The sequence below is a fragment of the Nostoc sp. NMS7 genome, assembly GCF_017115085.1.
Taxonomy (GTDB): Bacteria; Cyanobacteriota; Cyanobacteriia; order Cyanobacteriales; family Nostocaceae; genus Nostoc.
In genome coordinates this window covers 23,415-44,507 of sequence record NZ_JABXKJ010000092.1, presented here as the reverse complement: position 1 = coordinate 44,507, position 21,093 = coordinate 23,415, and the positions used below count along the sequence as shown (strand labels likewise).

13 protein-coding genes and 2 pseudogenes are annotated in these 21,093 nt (G+C 42.8%); 4 read left to right on the top strand and 11 right to left on the bottom strand.

Features of this window, described 5'->3' with window-relative positions; translation table 11 throughout:
* Positions 1-24: 24 nt before the first annotated feature.
* From HWQ38_RS09530 to HWQ38_RS09505, 6 genes and pseudogenes are all read right to left on the bottom strand, one after another.
* On the bottom strand, positions 25-1,104 hold the full coding sequence (locus HWQ38_RS09530) for an ATP-binding protein (RefSeq protein ID WP_292792605.1): 1,080 nt from the start codon (positions 1,102-1,104) through the stop codon (positions 25-27).
* 7 nt (positions 1,105-1,111) lie between these two features.
* On the bottom strand, positions 1,112-2,269 hold the full coding sequence (locus HWQ38_RS09525; protein ID WP_292792603.1) for an FIST N-terminal domain-containing protein: 1,158 nt from the start codon (positions 2,267-2,269) through the stop codon (positions 1,112-1,114).
* A 355-nt stretch (positions 2,270-2,624) separates the two neighbouring features.
* Entirely contained in the window at positions 2,625-4,121 is a 1,497-nt protein-coding gene (locus HWQ38_RS09520; protein WP_292792601.1) for a glycosyl hydrolase family 57, read from the bottom strand.
* Between the two features lie 358 nt (positions 4,122-4,479).
* Positions 4,480-5,349 (bottom strand): SDR family NAD(P)-dependent oxidoreductase, encoded by an 870-nt coding sequence (locus tag HWQ38_RS09515; RefSeq protein ID WP_292792599.1) that lies wholly within the window; start codon positions 5,347-5,349, stop codon positions 4,480-4,482.
* 1,571 nt (positions 5,350-6,920) lie between these two features.
* Positions 6,921-8,044: pseudogene (locus HWQ38_RS09510) on the bottom strand (two-component system response regulator).
* Positions 8,045-8,198: 154 nt separating this feature from the next.
* The gene (locus HWQ38_RS09505; protein WP_292792597.1) at positions 8,199-9,122 is read right to left on the bottom strand and encodes an MnmC family methyltransferase; all 924 of its coding nucleotides are present in this window, start codon (positions 9,120-9,122) and stop codon (positions 8,199-8,201) included.
* 37 nt (positions 9,123-9,159) lie between these two features.
* Here HWQ38_RS09505 and HWQ38_RS09500 point away from each other — a divergent pair, with 37 nt between their 5' ends.
* A complete protein-coding gene (locus tag HWQ38_RS09500) occupies positions 9,160-10,005 on the top strand; it encodes a sulfurtransferase (RefSeq protein WP_292792619.1) in 846 nt (281 codons plus the stop codon).
* A 411-nt stretch (positions 10,006-10,416) separates the two neighbouring features.
* Here HWQ38_RS09500 and HWQ38_RS09495 read toward each other — a convergent pair.
* Positions 10,417-10,653, bottom strand: a pseudogene (locus HWQ38_RS09495) (transposase); the annotation flags it as partial.
* 348 nt (positions 10,654-11,001) lie between these two features.
* Here HWQ38_RS09495 and gor point away from each other — a divergent pair.
* From gor to HWQ38_RS09480, 3 genes are all read left to right on the top strand, one after another.
* On the top strand, positions 11,002-12,378 hold the full coding sequence (gene gor, locus HWQ38_RS09490; protein ID WP_292792595.1) for a glutathione-disulfide reductase: 1,377 nt from the start codon (positions 11,002-11,004) through the stop codon (positions 12,376-12,378).
* Between the two features lie 380 nt (positions 12,379-12,758).
* Positions 12,759-13,394: a YqiA/YcfP family alpha/beta fold hydrolase gene (locus HWQ38_RS09485; protein WP_292792593.1), complete on the top strand. Its 636-nt coding sequence runs from the start codon at positions 12,759-12,761 to the stop codon at positions 13,392-13,394.
* A gap of 452 nt (positions 13,395-13,846) precedes the next feature.
* Positions 13,847-14,641, top strand: a complete 795-nt coding sequence (locus tag HWQ38_RS09480) for a DUF2993 domain-containing protein (RefSeq protein WP_292792591.1) — start codon at positions 13,847-13,849, stop codon at positions 14,639-14,641.
* Positions 14,642-14,798: 157 nt separating this feature from the next.
* On the opposite strand, the gene HWQ38_RS09475 is transcribed toward HWQ38_RS09480, so the two are convergent.
* From HWQ38_RS09475 to HWQ38_RS09460, 4 genes are all read right to left on the bottom strand, one after another.
* Positions 14,799-16,190: a UDP-glucose/GDP-mannose dehydrogenase family protein gene (locus HWQ38_RS09475; protein WP_292792589.1), complete on the bottom strand. Its 1,392-nt coding sequence runs from the start codon at positions 16,188-16,190 to the stop codon at positions 14,799-14,801.
* A 148-nt stretch (positions 16,191-16,338) separates the two neighbouring features.
* Positions 16,339-17,289 carry a UDP-glucuronic acid decarboxylase family protein gene (locus HWQ38_RS09470; protein ID WP_292792617.1) on the bottom strand — a complete coding sequence of 317 codons (951 nt, stop codon included), beginning with the start codon at positions 17,287-17,289 and terminating at the stop codon, positions 16,339-16,341.
* 797 nt (positions 17,290-18,086) lie between these two features.
* On the bottom strand, positions 18,087-20,225 hold the full coding sequence (locus HWQ38_RS09465; protein ID WP_292792587.1) for a cation:proton antiporter: 2,139 nt from the start codon (positions 20,223-20,225) through the stop codon (positions 18,087-18,089).
* Positions 20,226-20,363: 138 nt separating this feature from the next.
* The gene (locus HWQ38_RS09460) at positions 20,364-21,020 is read right to left on the bottom strand and encodes an HAS-barrel domain-containing protein (protein ID WP_292792585.1); all 657 of its coding nucleotides are present in this window, start codon (positions 21,018-21,020) and stop codon (positions 20,364-20,366) included.
* Positions 21,021-21,093: the final 73 nt, after the last annotated feature.

The window sequence follows — 21,093 nt, the reverse complement described above, 5'->3', positions numbered from 1 at the left end:
TTGAATACCCATCATTATGTTACGTTAGATTACTTGATAAACTTGCTGCTGGATAGGAATTTGAACCACAAACTCCGTTCCTTTTCCAGGTGTCGAAAAAAAATTTAACTTGCCGCCATGTTTTTCAATAATGATTTGATAGCTGATAGCCATTCCCATTCCTGTTCCCTTACCGATAGGTTTTGTTGTAAAGAAGGGATTGAATATCTGTTTTTGAATCGATTCGGGAATTCCAGAACCATTGTCAGTAATAGCAATTTTTACCCATTGTGAATCAACGACAGAAGTACGAATCATGATGCGACTGGGATTAAGCTGGATTTCTTGATAAGTTCGTTTGGCATTGAATTCTTCGAGCGCATCCAGCGCATTTACTAGAATGTTCATAAATACTTGGTTGATCTGTCCAGGGTAACATTCTAGATTGGATAAATTGCCATAGTTTCTGATGACCTGAATTTCTGGACTTTTGTCAGTGGCTTTGAGGCGGTGCTGCAAAATCATCAAAGTATTGTCAATGCCTTCATGAAGATCCACCGCTTTGATCTCACTTTCATCTAGACGGGAGAAGTTACGCAGTGAAAGCACAATATCCCGAATACGCTCTGTCCCGATATTCATTGAGTGCAATACCATAATCGCGTCTTTTTCTATAAACTCTAAATCGATGGTTTTGCGTTCGATTTGAATTTCACCAGGTGGGTTGGGAAAGTAAAGGTGATAAAGCTCGACTAATCGTAATAAGTCATGGGTGTATTGGCTAATATAGCTGAGATTTCCGTAAATAAAGCTAACAGGATTGTTGATTTCGTGAGCAATACCAGCCACCATTTGACCCAGAGCAGACATCTTTTCGCTTTGAATCATTTGAGCTTGCATATTATGCAACCTATCTAATGTATTTTCTAACTCTTGGCTTCTGTGCTGCAAGTTTGTCCGAGAGTTTTCTAACTCACAAATGACTTTCTTGAGTAAAAACTCCTTTGTTTCAATGTCAGTTTCTAGCTGACAGCGTTCAGTTTCGCAGCGTTTCAGCTTTTTTTGCAAGATCCGGTTTGTCTTTTCCAATTCTTGGATTTGTATGGAATCATCTTGGTTATCCATAAACCACTTATTTTCTCCCCATTAGCAGTGTGACAAACGTTTGATTATGAAATTGTGTTTGACCTCCGCTCACTAAAGGAGCAATTTCACCATAAGCATAGAAACCACAACAAGGTAATGCCTTTGGTAAATGAGTTTTGACAAGCTGATACTCCTTTTTAGCAAGAGTTCCCAGAATTCGCCGTCGGGCTGCACAGGAAATAAGTAATGCTGCTGTTGGTTCCACACCAGGATAATCAGCTAGAGCATTTTTCAAGGATGTCTCAGAAGCTGACAGAATATTGTCACGAGTTGCATCAATGATTTGCACAACTGCCTGTTCAGGAATATCTGAGAAGAAGGTCACACTACCAAACTGTTCATCGTAGCCATTGGGTGCCCGCAAATAGAAATGATCTTGATCCTCAAAAACTGCCAGGGCATGGATGGCATAGTTGGACGCAAAACTTTCTTCACCAAGATAGTGCCGATAGAAATCTAAGGCACGCTGTCCATCAATTTCATACACTACGTTGCCATTTACTTTAGTTACACGCCTACGTTGGCTGATGGGAGTCCAACCACTGGCAACTCCGTGAGAAAATAGTAGTTTTCCAGAGAACAGTAGGACTGGAACTGAATCGCTTAAGACTTCACCTTGGAAGAATTGGTAGGTTTTGTCAAAGGTAAAGTCATCGGCAGCCATTCCCCCAATGAGCGGAATATGCTCTCCCAAGCTTTGTTTTAAACCCTCTAAAATCAAGACCCCATTGCTCGTTAGACTATCGGGAAAGGTGATACACAATTGTGGTAATGATGCACTCTTTGCCTTTGCTTGGGCGATCGCTTCTTGGGCTGCAAGGGCTGGATTTTTGGATGCTTCTCGTCCAATACCTGCCCGAATTTCCACTTCATCGGTAGCAAACAGCATTAAGGTTAGAGAATCTTGCTGAAACTCCAGAATTGAGGACATTTCTCCATTTGTAGTTCCACCAATCAACTCAATTCCGGGGAAAGCATCCTGGATGCTTTGCAAAATTAACGCATGGTCAAAGTCTATAGCAGTGAATAAAAGTCCAGCCTGAGGAATTGACCCTGCTAGCGAACAGCTACATTCTTGAAGAATTTCAGCGATCGCATTTTGGGAATCAGGATCGTCACTATGACCAACAACAACTCGAAACACAGTTACCCCATTGTAAGTTTCAATATCAGTGTGCTAATCCAATTTGGATGGCAGCACCCTGCAACCTACACTTAGATTTCCCACTTACTTGAACTAAATCTCAATTCACCTGATTTTTTATTTTCCGTCTCATCTGATATTCGCTTGATTACTTATTAAACCCGAAGAACCCCACCCCGCCAAAACTGCGTTTTGTCTCCCCTCCCCGCCGGCGGGGAGGGGATTAAGGGGTGGGGTGCAATGACTATGGAAATCACAACTAATTACCTGGACATGAGATGACGACACAAAAACTGCATGAAAAATTTTGGGAGCATTTTCTACAAAATTAACTCCATAGTTCTTAGTTCCCAGTTTAATTTAGCGGCAATAAATTTTCGCCACGTTGATAAATTTCGCGCGCATAGTCAGTCCAAGCACCTTGTCCCCAATAACGAAAACAACTGGTTTGCAGCAAAAGGTTATGTAGAAAAACGTTACGGTATTGAAATTGTCTAGTGATAGGTTCTGCTGAGTCAACTTGCTGTAATGGATCAACTTTTTGATGGAATAAACTGCTTAGTTGATACATGGGAGACAACACATTTTCATATCCTTTCACCCAACTGATATGATTTGTCCATGAGGCTCCATCCATGTGAAAATTAGAGTTGATTTGCTTTAATTCTTGAATCGCATTCTCTACAGCTTCCGGTTGGCTATTGTCTGCTGAAATTCGCTCCCAAATCTGATGTTGTCCCACTGGCTGACAAGTTGGATAATCTTCAGGTTTGCATCCAGCAGCTTCGATTAATTCTAAATATTCTGTACCACATATCCCCACAACACCTGATTTTCCTCCCCCGTTATTCACCATATCCCACCAAGCTTGTTTAAAAGCGCTAGGAAATTCATTCATCATCACACCACCATTTTCACCATCTCCAATTTGGCTAACTATTGGTGGCACAAATACACTGCCAATTTGTTGTTTAGATAAGGTTTTGGCTTCATAATAAGGCTGCATTTGTGCGACTAATTTAGTATCTGAACCTTGAGTTTTAATTAAGGCTGTAATGCTAATTGTTTCGCCTTGGGAATTACGAGCAATCAGACGATGTGGTAAATGTTTATGGGTAAGAGATTGACCGTTAATTGTTTCTACAGAATGCTCTTGAACCAGTAGCCAGCGATATCCACATTCTTTCAGCGCTTTCACAAATTCAAAGAGAGCATCAGGGTGATTTGGGAGGTGCATTTCTGGCGGCGAAAATCCTTTGACTCGCGCTAGTGCTTCCCAGCCAAAAATTGCTGCAAAGTGATGTTGCCATGCAATGATCTGCAATTTAATATCTGCTATGGGTGTGGAAGGAATAACTGCATGGCTCCACATTGTACCCAGCCACTCTACATAAGGTTGGTATGTGCGATCGCAAGTGATGCGTTTGAGATTATCGAGAACATCACCGCGTCCCATTTGTCGCAATCCCCACAAAAGATTACCTGAGTAATCCAACATCACACGGGGATTGCAACCTTGATTTACAAGTTCGGGGATCAAGTCTGCCATGCGGCTGTAACAATAAGCAAAAGCATCTGCATTGTGATTATCCCCCTCATTGGGATGTTCAAACATATATTGCAGATTGCTGATCAATGTACCACCATTTCCAGCAGGTATAGTTGGCTGGTGCATGTGTAAGGCGATCACAAACACAGCATTTACGTCTTCTAAGCGGATATTTGTTGTTGGTAAAAATACTGGTTGATCGTGGTTAACTACAGAGAGAACCTCTGTTTCCCAACCAGAAATATTCGGTAAGCCATCAATGATTTCGGGCAAAGGAGTGAGAGTTGTAGGGAAGGAAAGCATTTTTGGTTGCTCCGAAATAAGTTGTATCTATATAAAATTTACCTGAGTATCTAATAGCAGTTGGCTCAGTATATATAGAATAAATACCCTGAGCCATAAAATTTTTAATTTGGTGATTTTCACAAAGATGCGAACTCAGGCAAGTCTACCCAGATATTCGCATCTTTGTGTTCTACTTTTTGATAAAGTTTGTTTACGCTCTGTGGATGCAGCAAGTAAAGCTTGGTTTAATTTCACTTTAGGTAGATAAATAGGCAAATGCGTCATTATGGCGCGATCGCAACTCTGGTAGAAATTTTGCTCCCCGGTAGGCGATCGCGTCAAAAAATTTAGGACTTATGTGCAGACACACCAGAAATCATGTTCTTGACAAGAACATATCGCCAAAACGATGGATTCTCGTGAAAAAACTTAGTTTCGGGATCAGCTTGTTCAGTTTTTGACTCGGCTGTTTTGTTGGTGATGGCGGAGCTGCTATTTTTAAAATTAGCTCTAGCAAGCAGGGAGCAAAGCGTTGACACAACACGGCTAAATGACTTTGCCATCCGACTAAAATTTCTGCTGAATCATTTTGCATTCCGGTGACGAGTGCTTTAGCCACTTCCTGGGGAGTCATGGGGATCACCCAGCGAAATAATTTTAAGTCGCGCATCATGTCTGTGTCTGTAAGGGAAGGCAGTAATGCGATCACCCGAATATTATGTTCAGCTAGTTCGCGCCGCAAGGCTTGGGTAAATCCCAAAATTGCAAACTTGGTAGCTGAGTAAGTCGCCATCGTCGGTGCAGCAACTTTCCCCATCAGGCTCGACACATTGACAATTGTCCCTTGTCTTTGGCTGGCCATGCGTCGAGCGATCAGACTAGTAAGGTTGTACATTCCTAACAAGTTCACAGAGAGTTCTTCTTGAACTTGAGGCATTTTAGATTGCAAAAACGAGCTCTGGTATGCGACTCCCGCACAATTAATCAGCAGGTGAATCTGTCCGTAGTTGCGCCACAGTTGGGCAACAGCAATATTCACTTCAATTGTCTGCGTCAAATCTAATGCCACGATCGCAGTTTCTGTGCCCATTGCCTCGATTTCCTTGGCTACCTCGAGTAACTTTTGGCGATCGCGTGCTATCAATATTAGTCGCTTGATGCCTTGTTGCGCTAGTTCGAGGGCGATCGCTCGTCCTATACCACGGGAAGCCCCTGTAATGAGGGCTACTTTGCCTTGAATATCCATTGGTTTTATCCTCCAAAATCTATAGTCTTACCAAACTCTTAGTTATTGCTGACACACATAATCAACACCTACTCGCTTATCGGCACAAGGTAAGACAAATAATTAATCGCAATTAAAATCAAACTAAAACTAAGCCTTTATCAACGAGATACTTTTTGGTTAATCTGCAATCCCTCATAATTGTCTATACGAGGCAGACATTTCTCGTTTTTAATCTGTCAAAGCCTAACACACTTGGCTGAATACACGTAGCTCATAGATTTTATTTCTCCTAGATCCAAGCGCTCATCAGCATCGTTGTAATACACACGTTAGCAATTAAATCAAGGTATTGCAATATTCTTTAATCAGAATTTCTTAATAGTTCTTTACGACAAGTATATATATGCAAAAGATTTTATTAAATAAGTTTTTATAAATACCTCAGTACAAATATCTCACTTTCCTGACAATTAGCTGCGATTTGGTGAAATTCTCCTACTTAAGTCCTAGCTAAGAAACAAAAAAGACATATAAGTTTTGTTTTACTGTTGCACCACTGAGTTTTTTCAAGTTTTTCGCAGATTTTTATAAGTATATTTACTGGTATTTTTTAAAGCCAGGTTTCTGATTTTTAGTTTTTAAAATAATAGAATAGAGTTAAATTCTTGTCTTCAATGCAAATTACAACGGCATATTTATCTGCCAAAACTTTAGGGAAAATGGTTACTTGTTTAGCTTTAGCTTTGAGTTCATCAAAGGAATGGTTGAGACTTGTCTGGTATATAGCATTCCTTTAATCATTTATGAACAACAAGATCCCCGACTTCTCTAACAAGTCGGGGATCTAAAGCTTTCAATCTTCACTAATCAAATAAGATTGCTCTAGTTAAAACTGTGAGTAAGTAAGTAAATAAGTAAGTAAGTAAGTGGGCAAGAATAAATCAAACTATAGCGCTTCTGAGTTGAGTGCAATACAGACCTAACAAGAACAGCCCCAACCCTTGTAGCGTTGGGGAGTAATATTCAAAGCCTCTCTCCTTTTAGGAGAGAGGAATGGAAGTGAGGTCAAAGTGTATTGCATACAAACGAGCGACGCCGAATAGCCCGCACTTCTTCTACGAGACGCTCCGCGAACGGCAAGTGTTACCCTGAGCTTGTCGAAGGGCTCAGTGATCATCGTAGACATCGCTATATGTTACGCAATATAAAATTATCGGACTTACGCAAACTCAATGATTCTTCTCTGCCAGACGCAGCGCGTACTCCTGTAAAGAAGCAAGCTACGAGAGATTGTCTCGTTAAGAGTCTCTGACTGGGAATGCCTATGGGAGGCTCCGCCTCAAGAAAGAGCGGCAGAGCCGCAATGAGCAACATTTCCAGCCTCTGGCTGGAAACGAGGTTTTAAAAGGGTTTTGGCTTATGTTGACACCAATGAGCTTTTTCTGCGCCCCTACCGCGTGGTCTATTTACCTGAAAATAGCTGTAATTAAATTGATACAGATGATGTACTAGAGAACAAAGGTTTGTGGTCTCCACCAAGCCAAGCGTTCATTACTCCCTACTCCCATTCGACTACGCTCACGGCAAGCCTACTCCCTGTCTTTTTCCTGACAGGAGCGGATAAACTCTGTAAACTGCTGCATTAGTTTGGGATTACGCCAACCGGAATCAGTTTCTTTTTGCATGATTGACAGTGCTTCTGCGGAAGTAAGAGCTCTTTTGTAAGGTCGTTCGCTGGTCAGAGCATCATAAATATCGATTAACTGAAATACTTGCGCTAGGTAGGGAATATTATTCTCCTTGAGTCGATCAGGGTAGCCTGAACCATCCCAGCGTTCGTGGTGGTGGCGAATAATAGGAATTACACCCCGCATACTGCGTAGTGGCCGGCAGATTTTTTCTCCAATTAAAACGTGCTGCTGCATGATCTGCCAATCTTCGGGGGTGAGTTTGCCTTTTTTCAGCAGTACTGCATCGGGAATACCCACCTTGCCGATATCGTGGAGATAACCACCCCACCGCAAATCTCGAATTTGGTAGCGTGAAAGGTTGAGGTATTCACCAAAAACTTGTCCCTGTTTTACCAGCCGTTCACAATGATTACCTGTGTTGGAATCGCGACTTTCAATAGACATAGCAATGGAAAATAGTACTTGTTCGGCATGGTCTAAATCTTCGTTCAGACGCTTCTGCCGCACCAAGGATTTTACGCGTGCCGCCAGTTCCACACGATCAAAAGGTTTGCTGAGAAAATCATCAGCCCCAACTTCAATTCCGCGAATGCGCGATCGCTTGTCATTTAAGGCCGTAATAAAAATCACTGGGATTAGCCTAGTCTGCTCATCCTGTTTGAGTAATTGGCACACTTCAAACCCATCTATTCCTGGCATCATCACATCCAGCAAAATTAAATCTGGTTGTTTTTGAGTTACCAATTCGACAACAATTGAACCCCTGTCCGCCTCAATCACTTCGTATCCTTCTATTCCCAAGAGGGAAACAGCAGTCATGCGACTGGCAGGATGATCGTCAACTACTAAAACCCTCGGCGGATCTAAATCAAATCCATTCACTTTAGAACCTTTGACTTATAGTGTTCTAGATCCCAATGAATCATCACCGCAATTAACATCAGCTTTTATCCAACAAGACTTTAGGCTTGCCTATCTTTAAGCATAAGGTTTTCTTGAGATGAGCCTAAAGAATAACCCATAATTAAGCTATTTGGCTTGTAAAAACTTGTTGTCTGAGTATCTGGAAAATAAATCAGAATTTTTGGCAAAAAAATGTCTAACTTTTCTGAAATTAAGGACTGGGAAATAGTTTGTAGTTGCATAGGTTAGCCGGTCGTAGACATCTCAATCTAACTACAAACTAGTTTCCATAAAATCCCTGCGTTGTGTTCCTAATAACCACTTTTTTCGCCAACCAGAAGTAGGTTCCAGGCAAGAGGTTTGTTGCTCTTGTTGTCGCCGCATCACAATGACTTCGGTTGGATCGCTTAATTGAGGATCGCGATAGGGAATAGCAGCACGGGTTAGCAAGTGTTCTTTTTCAGCTGGCGAGAGGGTAGGGAGTGCTGAGTAGTTTTTCAACTCAGCACTTTTAGAATGGGCTGCCACAGTACCAGGCGATCGCCTTCCCACGGGTGGAGTAGAACCGATGATCAAGCCAGCAGACAAAAGTGCTGTGCGTACAGCAGCAGCACAAGAATAGGTGGCTAGTAAACCATCTGGATGTAAACACAATGACAATTGTTTAATAAATTCAACAGTCCATAATTGAGGACATTGAGGTGGTGAAAAGGGATCGAGGAAAATTACATCTGCCCAGAAATCCGACTGATGTACTAAGCTAATTGTAGTTCTAGCATCGCCAATTAGTAGCTTCGCTTTCAGGTAAGGTGTTTGGACTTGATGCTCAAAAGCTAACTCTTTCAGAATTTCAATATAGTTACAGTTCCAATTGTCGAACAAGTTATGAGCGATCGCAGCTTGTGGCACAGATGGATTCAGTTCTAAACCGATTACTTCTACACAACAACTAGGATTCACTGCCCAAATTGTCTGCAAAGCAGCAGCTGTGTTATATCCTAGACCATAACAAATATCCAACAGCCGCAAGACTGGTTTTTGAGCGGCTGTAGCTAGTTGAGTAGGTTCTACAAACTTGAAAAAACTCTCCTGTTTAGCTCCATAATGGCTGTGAAAGGATTCACCAAACTCTTGAGAGACAAAGGTGAAAGAGCCATCTGCTGTTAACTTAGGTGTAAAATTCTCTAAGTCTGACATTTTATAAAACTAAATAATGACCAATGCCCCATGCCCCATGCCCAATACTTCGGCAACGCTCAGTACAAGTCCTCAATTTGTTGTTTCGCCAGCTTGGCTGTTTGAACATCTAGAAGATCCGCAAGTCGTTATTGTCGATTGTCGCTTTTCTCTAGCCGATCCACAACTAGGACAACAACAGTACCAGACAAGTCATATAGAGGGGTCATATTACTTAGATTTGAATCAGGATCTTTCCAGTCCAGTGGGTAAGCATGGCGGGAGACATCCTTTACCTAATCCCAATGATATAGCGAATAAATTTGCGGCGATTGGGGTAAATTACCAAAAAACTCTGGTTGTAGCTTACGATGATTCGCGCTTTGGGTTTGCGGCTCGTCTGTGGTGGCTGTTGCGCTATCTCGGACATGAGCAAGTAGCAGTATTGGATGGAGGCTTTGCAGGATGGCAAAAAGCTGGGTATTCTGTTACAAATGTTATTCCTCACGCCCGGATGGGTACGTTTGTAGCTCAAGTACAAACAGAAAAGCTGGTAGATATTACAGAGGTGAAAAGTCGCAAAGATAGCCAGGAGGTAGTATTGGTAGATTCAAGAGAGAGCGATCGCTACCGAGGTGAACGAGAGCCAATTGATAAAATTGCTGGTCATATTCCCGGTGCAGTCAACTATCCCTGGCAAGAAGTTACAGACTCTTCCGGCTATCTACTTCCTCAAAATGAACAACGCCGTCGGTGGGAGAAGCTAGAAACAGCCGCAGAAATTCTGGTATATTGCGGTTCTGGCGTTACTGCTTGTGTGAATTTACTTTCTTTAGAATTAGCTGGCATTGACAAGGGTAAACTTTATGCTGGTAGCTGGAGTGATTGGATTTCCTATTTATAGTTATGAGTTAGGAGTGAGAGATTAATTGAATACTCACAATCTTAGTAAATTTTCCGTATAATTCCTAGTTGACAAAAGTGATTTTTTCTTAAACTCTCACGAATGTTCATGACGTAATTATTCATATCTGGCGTGTGGGATACAATGACTGTGGGAATCATAACTAATTATGCAGACATGATATAAGACTCATATTTGATTTTTGAAATATACGTAGTTGCAAAAAAATTGTAGGTTGGGGAGCCACTGCGTTGCGCGGGTTCCCCCCGTTGTAGCAAGTGGCGTTGGAGGCTTTGCGTAACCCAACATCCTGATATCTGTTGGGTTGCGCTCCGCTCCACCCAACCTACCTCTAATTAGGGGTTGCTGAAAAAGTCATAAAAAAGCAATTCTTTTGGGTTGACTAGTTATTTAAGCAAGGTCAAAGATAAGTTTTTGTTGCCTATAGCTTGCAAAATCATAACGCTCAATTATGCCAATCTCTAAAAAAGGTCTATTTTTGAAAAATAGACATAAAAAGGCAGAAAAAACCCGTGACAGGTGAGTAGAAAGATTCATTACCAAAAAAGTAATAGCAATAGCTGTTTGAGAAGTATGAGACAGTTTCGCCATCACTCGATTGAGGCTAAATCTTCTTTTACCTTGTCCCTTAGAATAGCCGATGAAATTGGTCTTCGCGATCGCGCTGTGTAAAGTCCGAGAAGTTCGCCTGGTAGTCAATACCAATAATTCCTGTAGAACCTATACCGCAAAAACCAACCACATAAACGTAAATTTATACCCCATGCCAGAGGCAGAATTATAACAGTTAAGTACTGCCTCTACAGCCAGCAAAGCAAAAAGTGATATTCCCTACGACCAGAGAACATCTGCTAACGGTAGATTAAATCAAGGACAGGACTTACACAGCGTTCACCAGATATCCTTATATAGTTCAATCACGTTTTCTGTGTAAGTTCCCAGGAACTAACTTGTTGCTAAAGAGAAGATAAATTTATGACTTTTGATTACGACCTGTTTGTAATTGGTGCGGGTTCTGGAGGTTTAGCGGCTTCCAAACGGGCGGCTAGCTATGGGGCAAAAGTGGCGATCGCTGAATATGATTTAGTTGGTGGCACTTGTGTAATTCGCGGTTGCGTTCCCAAAAAACTCATGGTCTATGGTTCTCACTTTCCGGCACTATTCAGTGACGCCGCAGGCTATGGCTGGAAAGTGGGTAATGTGGAGTTGGACTGGGAACATTTCATTACATCTATAGATAAGGAAGTTCGGCGACTGTCGCAACTACACATCAGCTTTTTAGAAAAAGCGGGTGTGGAACTAATTCCTAGTCGCGCCACATTGGTAGACCCCCACACTGTAGAAGTTGATGGACGCAAAGTTACAGCAGACAAAATTTTAATTGCTGTTGGTGGGCGTCCTGTAAAGCCAGATCTATCAGGGATGGAATATGGCATTACCTCTAACGAAATTTTTCATCTAAAAGAACAACCAAAACACATTGTTATTATTGGTGCTGGTTATATTGGCACAGAATTTGCCTGTATTATGCGCGGTTTGGGTTCTGAGGTGACACAAATTACCAGAGGTCAAAAGATTTTGAACGGGTTTGATGATGACATTCGCATAGAAATTGAAGAGGGGATGACGAACCACGGAATTCGACTGATTAAGAATAATGTGGTAAAAGTAGTTGAAAGTCTGCCAGAAGGGTTGAAACTGACTTTATCCGGGGACGACCAAAAACCAATAATTGCCGACGTGTTTTTAGTTGCGACCGGTCGAACTCCCAATGTAGATGGACTAGGTTTAAAAAACGCTGGGGTTGATGTTGTCGCTAGTTCTATCGAAGGGCTTGGATATCCTACCACAAGTGCGATCGCAGTCAATGAATATAGTCAAACTAGTCAACCGCATATTTTTGCTGTTGGCGATGTCACTGACCGAATCAATTTAACTCCCGTGGCCATTGGCGAAGGTCGCGCCTTTGCCGATAGTGAATTCGGAAATAACCGCCGCGAATTCAGTCACCAAACTGTACCCACAGCCATATTTTCTAACCCAGAAGCCGCTACAGTCGGCTGGACAGAAGTCGAAGCACGGGAAAAAATTGGTGATGCCGTAAAAATTTTTCACACTCGCTTTCGCCCCATGTACCATAGTTTGACTGGTAAGCAAGAGAAAATAATGATGAAATTGGTAGTTGATAGCAACACTGATAAAGTGCTAGGCGCTCACATGGTAGGTGAAAATGCAGCTGAGATCATTCAAGGTATAGCGATCGCAGTTAAAATGGGCGCAACCAAAAAAGACTTTGACGCCACTGTGGGTATCCATCCTTCAGCCGCAGAGGAATTTGTCACAATGCGGTAATAAAAGTTAGGAGTTAGGAGTTATGAGTTGTGAGTTTAAGAAAGAAACTTATAACTTCAAACTCCAAACTCTAGCTCTGTGAAGGTAAGTTTCGTATTCATTACACCTCTGAACTCGGAACTTGAGCCTTTGAACTCGGAACTTGAGCCTTTGAACTCGGAATTTTCAAAATTCTCATAAACAAGTGAAGATTTTGTTTAAACGAATATGAAATTCAACCTCTAATACCATTTTATTAAAACCCTGATACATATAGATTTCTCGTAGGGAACATTGCCGTGCCCCTACCAAGGTATTTGTATCATAATTAAAGTCAAACAGTATAACATATCACCTTGAAAGAGCTACTCCTAACTCCTAACTCCTAACTATCTAGAGCCTTGCACTACATATATCTTCACGGCTTTGCTTCCAGCCCTAAATCTGCCAAAGCGCGGGATATAAGCGATCGCTTTACCCAAATTCAGACAAAGGTAAAAATTCCCGACTTGAATGCTGGTGATTTTTCCCAGTTGACAATCACTCGTCAGCTAACTCAAGTTGCCGCCCAATTCAGCAATGATTCTACACCAGTAACACTCATTGGCTCAAGCTTGGGCGGTTTGACTGCTGCTCACTTGGGACAGCAATATTTACAAGTGCAACGCTTAGTTTTGCTAGCGCCAGCTTTTGGTTTTTTATCCAATTGGCTGCCCAAGCTAGGGAATGAGCAAATACAGGGTTGGCAGCAAGAAAAATATATCATGGTCTACCACTATGGGGAGGAGCGATCGCTTCCTTTAAGTTACAATTTCCTTACAGATGCCGCGCAATACCAAGAAAAGCTTTTGCAACGTCCTATCCCCACCCTGATTTTGCATGGAAAAAATGATCAAGTGATCCCCATCGAAGCCAGTCGTGACTTTGGGCGTTCGCGTCCTTGGGTGGAATTAGTCGAACTCGACAGTGACCACGCCTTGGGTAATGTTATGGAAGAAATTTGGCAGGCAATTCGCCTCTTTTGCCAGTTATATTGAAGCTGTAAAATATTAAACTTACCCCACCTCCGTTGTCCATATCGCTGATGAGCAAATTAAGATACAAATCAAGTATCAGAATTCAGCTTTGGAGATTGCGCGATACCTACGGTAAGCTACAAAGATCGCACTCCGATTTTTGGGTTTGATTTAGAGCGATCGCTATTTTTGAACGCTCTTTAATGTTAGCAATTTATGACACTTTTAAGTGGGTGGCTTACCATCGTTTTAGAATATTTAGCTGTATCATACTTAGTACTGGTGAGAATCTTATCGATAACTTAATTCAATTATTCCCACTCCTCAGATCAAAAGTAACATCTGATACATTAAACTTTTAACCATCAGCGATCCTACACCTACCCATCAGCACAATTAATCTGGGGATCGCTTGCTCTATTCTTGACAATTTGTTACAAAAGTACAAAGAACTTCTAGAGACCCAAAACCACATGTTCGGCGGACTTACTGGTTTACAAGATCCTAAAGGCACAGATTGGGGAGAGCGGATGCTCAACACGGTCGCCAGCCAAACGATTCGCCATATGTTTACCCAAAGCGAGTCAGTAGAAGTCTTTGTGCGCTGCCACCCCTCCAGCAAGCTCTTGCAAGGCAGCATTGATAGCTTCAAAATGAGCGGTCGTGGCTTGGTGATTCGGAAAGATTTCGCAGTAGAGGAGATGTCTTTTGAAACCGATGCGGTGGCTATTGACTTCGGCTCAGTTTTAAGTGGCAAACTCAATCTCAAGCAATCCACTCAAGCGATCGCACAGGTAATTCTATCAGAAGCAGGCATCAACCAAGCCTTTAATGCGGAACTGGTGAAAAAGCGCCTGCTTAACCTCACCGTACCATCCCTGACAGCATTATCTGGGGGTGAACCAGTCTCATTTACCGAAGTTCAGGTACAGCTATTACCTGAAAATCGCTTACAGCTTGTAGCAAAAGCTGATTTAAACAATGGCGAACTCGTGCCCCTGAGCATGATCCTAACTATAGGCATTGAAAGGCGGCGGCGGGTTTCTTTCAAAGATCCGAAAATTCAACTTGACCAATTGCCAGAAGCCCAACGGGAAATCTCGCAAACCTTGAGCGTGGCGTTGGTAGAAATTTTAGATAATATGGTTGATTTGGATCGCTTTGACCTGGATGGAGTGAAAATGCGGCTAAACCGATTAGAAACTGAAGGTCAAAAACTTATTTTCAGTGGATATGCTGAAATTGAACGTATTCCACATAGCGCTTGACATGAAATTACGCAAAAACGCCAAGTAAATTAAACAAATTAAATACCGCCTAGAAGATTCTAGGCGGTATTTTAAATTTTTAGGTTTTGAAGGGAGTTAGGAGTTATTGATTATGGGTTGTATTAACTTTTATTTATCACTCCTAACTCCTAACTATCTATCTTCCCACACCTACATATTGGAATCCAGCCCGGATAAGTGTTTCGGGGTCGAGGAAGTTACGACCGTCGATAATAACGGGGTGCGCCATCAATTTTGCCATCTTCACATAGTCAAGAGTGCTGAACTGCTGCCATTCGGTGACGAGTACTAAAGCATCGCAGCCGTCAGCAAGTCTTTCGGCATCGGTTTCTACTAACACACCGGAAAGCCCATGACGCATACCTGTTTGGGAAATAATCGGGTCGTAGGCTTTGACTTTGGCTCCCAATCGGTTTAGCTGCTCAATTAAGATGAGTGCTGGAGCGTCGCGCAAGTCGTCGGTATCTGGCTTAAATGTCAGTCCGAGTAGTCCGACTGTTTTGCCTTTGAGAATTTTCAGAACTTTTTGGAGTTTCTCCAAAGCAATCAACCTCTGGCGCTCGTTGACACTGACAGCAGCTTTCAGTAATTGGGCTTCATAACCATAGTCATCAGCAGTGTGAATCAGAGCGGAGACATCTTTGGGGAAGCAGGAACCACCCCAACCAATACCAGCTTGTAAAAACTTGTTACCAATGCGGGAATCTAGACCGATACCTTTGGCTACTTGGGTGACATCAGCACCGACGCGATCGCAAATATTAGCAACTTCGTTAATAAAACTAATCTTAGTGGCTAAAAAGGCATTAGCGGCGTATTTGATCATCTCCGCCGAACTCAGGTCTGTTGCCAAAATTGGCACAGGAGGTAAAGATTGATCCTCAGCGTACTTGCGTTCCACAATTGGGGCATACAGTTGTTGCATTAAGGCTACTGCCCTTTGACTATTGCCTCCTAGTACAATGCGATCGGGGTTGAAGGTGTCGTGAACTGCTGAACCTTCGCGCAAAAACTCTGGATTGCTGACGACATCAAACTCGGCTGCAACCTGAAGTAATTTCTCATCACTCGATACCCCACCTGCGGGTACTAGTGTTTTGTGCCGTTCAGCAATACCATCTAGAACAAGCATCCGCACCCAGTCACCTGAGCCAATGGGCACTGTGGATTTATTCACGATCACTTTATAACCACCGTTGAGATTTTCTCCAATCCCACGGGCTACAGCTTCGACGTAACGAGTATCACTTTCACCAGTGGGTAAAGGTGGTGTTCCCACAGCAATAAACAGAATTTCCCCGTGGGTAACTCCGGCGGCGATATCACTAGTAAAATGAATCTTCTCTGTTTGAATGGCAGACTGCATAATTTCTGAGAGTCCCGGCTCAAAAATTGGCGACTGCCCAGACTTCATTAACTTAACTTTTTCTTCGTTGTTGTCTACGCAAATTACATCATGCCCAATATGAGCCAAGCAAGCACCTGTAACTAAACCAACGTAACCAGTACCAATCACGCAAACACGCATTTTTTAGCTCCTCGCTTTTTTTGGGTTAGTCTTCAAAAAGAAGTTCTCAATTTAACACTTACACATTGGCAGTAAACTCAGCCACTAAGCATACTAGCTACCCATAGGGTGAGCCTGCATGAAAATTCAGAGCGACGTTAGGCGCACCTTAGGCGGTTAAATTATTCACATCGCTTTGCATGCGATCGCTAAAATCTTCTATTGTCAGTTTTAACCCCTCTTGCAGAGGAATGGTTGGTTCCCAATTTAACCAAGTTTTTGCCTTTGTAATATCAGGCTGGCGACGTCGGGGATCGTCCGAGGGTAGTGGCTCAAACTTAATCTGCGCGTCCGGGTTGATCATGTTTTGCACAGCTTCTGCCAATTGTAAAATCGTGTATTCACCAGGATTACCCAGGTTTACTGGGCCAATGTACTCCCCATTCATTAGGCGGATGAATCCTTCCACCAAATCGGAAACGTAGCAGAAACTACGAGTTTGCGAACCATCACCGTATACAGTTAAAGGATTACCCCGCAAGGCTTGAACTATAAAGTTGCTCACCACACGACCATCGTTTTCTAACATTCTCGGCCCGTAAGTGTTAAAGATCCGAGCAACTCGAATATCAACTTTATTTTGCCTGTAGTAATCAAATGCTAGAGTCTCAGCAATTCTTTTACCTTCGTCGTAGCATGAACGTATCCCAATGGGATTGACGCTACCCCTATACTCTTCAGGTTGCGGATGAACTTCTGGATCTCCGTATACTTCACTAGTTGAAGCCAAGAAAAACCTCGCTTTCACCCGTTTAGCCAGTCCTAACATATTCAGCGTTCCCATCACGTTAGTTTTAACGGTTTTCACTGGGTTGTACTGGTAATGTACCGGAGAAGCCGGACAAGCTAAATGATAAATTTGATCCACTTCTAACCGAATTGGTTCGGTAATATCGTGGCGGATCAGTTCAAAGTACGGATGACCCAACCATTTAAGGACGTTGCGTTTATGACCGGTGTAAAAATTATCCAAGCATATTAATTCATGCCCATCGCTCATTAATCGGTCGATGAGATGGGAACCAATAAACCCAGCACCGCCCGTCACCAAAATTCTCATAGTTTCCCAGTTACTTACAAATATTTTCAGTAGCGATCGCACTTACTTTTAGATTACCCAGCTTGGAGACAAAAATATAAAACGAATTACCTATTTTTCTACGGATGTAGTTTTGTAATATTTTTACCTTTTTGCTCAACAATTTAATTAGAAAAATACCAAATTTAGTCTCAAAGTTGTCAGTCTTCCAGATGAAGTTCATCAAATCTTCAATAAAATAGAGTCTTTTTATGGTTAGTACACGCGATGTGCAACTTATTCTTACAGATATTTTCGTCTTAAATAGACCATGCGGTAGGGGCACAGAAAAAGCTCATTGGTGTCAACTTAAGCCAAAACCCTTTTAAAACCTCGTTTCCAGCCAGAGGCTGGAAATGTTGCTCATTGCGGCTCTGCCGCTCTTTCTTGAGGCGGAGCCTCCCATAGGCATTCCCAGTCAGAGACACTCTTAACGAGACAATCTCTAAAAGCTGGTTCTAGACTAACTTTTACGTTAAGTTGACACGTATGAGCATTGCTGTGCCCCTACGACAGATGTGGTTCAAAGACATCATTTCTGCTGTAAAACCCCGATTCCATTCCTCTCCTCTAAAAGGCTACGGTGTAAACACAAGTCCTCGAATTACCCAAAAATCTTGAAAAACCTCACCCTGGTTCTGCTACGCTTTCACCTGTCCCTCTCCGTGAGTTCGGAGAGGGAAATATTTACCCTTGGGTAAAGCGAGGGTGAGGTTTTGATGCCCTGAGCTACTTGCCGAAGTGCGGGCTATTCGGCGTCCCAGTCCAAATCCACTCAATCATACAGCAGATGTAATGCTGGTAATCGTGTTTGACATAACTACATTTGTGGTTTGAGTGCGTTGCGGTTCTCCAAGCATGACAATGGAGCAGTTGATTTGTCTGGCTAACTGGGTTGTGACATCGCTAATGGCGAACCCTCCAGGACTGGTACGATTACGTATAAAAGGTAAAACGACTAAATCATATAATCGTGCTGCCTGCAAAATTGCTTGAGCAACATTTTCATGAGCGATAATTTGAATTTCTGGGGTATTGGCCAAAGCTAATTTAGATACCAATAGGGAGAGATGCGATCGCCTCCAAGCAATTTTACTAGAACTAGTGCGGCGATCGCACACATTCAGCACAGTAATGTGGCTCTGATTTGCCTCTGCCAACATCTGGGCAAATAGCACAGGCTGTAATGTCGGTGTTGTTAAATTTTCTACTGGTACTAAGATGCGCTGAATTTTTTTCGGTGATTCTACTAGACGTGTCACCGCGACTGGACAATGGGATGCCCAAAGCACACCATCAATTACATTCCCAAATAAACGCGCTCGTAATCCAGTCCGTTTACCCCAACCCATAACAATTAAATTAGCCTTTTGTTCACGAGCTGCTCTGCTAATTCCTTGAGCAAAGGCATCATCAATTCGCAGCATTGGTTCTGCGGCCACGCCCAATATTCGACTGTGTGCCGTGGCTTTGGTTAATAACCCCTCACTCCGTTGTAGAGACGTTTCTAACTGGGGTGCATCCATGTGAGCAGCAGCAGCAGCGATCGCTAGGGGTATAATTTTACCCTGACACTGACGCGCTAATAACGCCGCCATTTCAATCAAATACTGCTGGGTCTGAGGATTATACACAGGTACGACTATAGTAAAAGCACTGTTTGTCTCTGATGCGTTCTGTTCAAGTAGGGGTGGTGTTGGATCTTCGGCTGGTGAGGAATTCAAACCAACACCTATTCGACTGGTCATCAGAGGCCCCAAGGTTGATGTGACAAGCATTAAGATAATCACACTGTGTAATACTTCTAGTGGCAGCAACCCAGCCCGATATCCCACTAAGGTTGCTGCTAAAGTTGTACCAACCTGGGGAAGTGACAGCGACCACATCGTGAGCATTTCTTGCCACTTATAGCGGTAAACCAGTTTTGTGAACAAAGCTGCAATCAATTTGCTGACAATCAAACCGACTATCATCAACAGTGTTAACTTCAGCGTGTCCAGGTTGTTCACAAAAGCGGGTAGATTGATCAGTAAGCCCAGGTGAACAAAGAAAATGGGAATGAATAGCACACTGCCAATAAATACCACCTTTTCTTTGACTGGGCCATCACCTACAGCTTCATTCACCGCCAAACCCGCTAAAAAAGCACCAACAATTTTTTCTATCCCCATCAATTGAGCGCCCACAGCCGCCAGAAACACAGAAAGCAACACAAACAAAAACTTGTTTCCTTCGTCGTCTCCAGACCGCTTGAAAAATTCTTTGCCTGCCCAATCAAAGCCTGTGACAACGGCAACAGAGTAAATAATTAACCAACCCGATAAGGTGAGTAGTTTAGCAAAGCTGAAAGCTCCAGCATCAGCGACAGCTACACAAAGGGCTAAGATCAGCACTGCGCCAATATCTGTAAAAATTGTCGCTCCAATGGTGACGCTAACAGCTTCGTTATTTACTACTCCCAAACGGCTGATTATCGGATATGCCAAAAGGGTATAGGAAGCGAATAAAGAGCCAATTAAGATTGATATATTCCAGCCATAGCCTAAAATCAGCCCTACTAAGGTTCCCATCACTAGGGGTATACTGAAAGTCAAGCTAGCAAATCCAAAAGCACGACTTTTCTGGCGGCGGAACTTTTCTAGATCAACTTCTAGACCAGCGACAAACAGCAAGTAAATTAACCCAATGTCTGATAGCAGGTTAATCATCGGCGAGTCAGACTGAAATAGATTCCAGCCTGAAGGCCCAAGTACTAGCCCTGAGAAAACCAAACCCACTAATGCTGGTAATCTTAGGCGCTCAAATATGATCGGTATAACTAAGATCACCACCAGCAAAATAGCAAAGGGAACAATTGGTTCCTTGCCAAGAACTTGGGAAGTTGGTTCCAGAACAAGAACTTGTGATATGAGTTCCATAGGTAGGAATTGAAGGGGCTATGGGAAAACTGCGATTACCTTGGGCTGATCGCCTGATTGCTAAATGGAGAAGCCACCTGACGAAAAATCAGAAATCTTAATTTACACTAACTAGGCAATTGTCTGAGAACTAACTATCTACGGGTGGATTTGACTCAGAATGAACCGCAAGCGATCGTAGTCGTCTTTAAGTAGCACACTCAAGTTACGTCCAGCTTTAATTAGCCATTCTCGGTCAGCTTTGCGTAACTGGTAGACATCTCGAATTGCAGCTGCGGTCAAAGACTCTATTGGGGCACCATTAATACAAAGCAGTGTCCGCAAAAAATCTAGTTCTTCAGTAAATTTAACGATCGCTTCTGGTTCGCACCGATAAACGGCTTGATGAATTTGTGGCGGACGGGGTGGTAGATACTGATATATTCTTTGGTTATAACCTTGATTCTGAGAAGACTGCTCAAATCCCACGATCGCAGCCCGGAATTCTGTTCTGAGCATGGCAAATATTTGGGGTTGTTCCTCCCGTAAGTCTTGCAAAGATAACCCCAAAGCTCTCGCCCGGTGTACTGAATCTATCGGCATAGTTGTGGCATAATACACTACAGCATAAATTTGATTGCCAGATTCTTCATCTACAGAACAAACCCAACTACCAAAGGGTGGCATCGAGGGAAAGCTCAAATCTTTTGGTTCCAAACACTGGGCTAAAAATTCAGTAGTAGTAGTTTCAATCACCTCCGCAATGTGATTGGGATGGCGATCGCCAGTAGCAAACTGTGGTAGGGGGAGGCGCATGGTAATTTAGTCATTAGTCATTGGTGAGCCAGCGCGGTCTTCTCCCAAGGGGAGACGCCAAGGGCGATAGCGC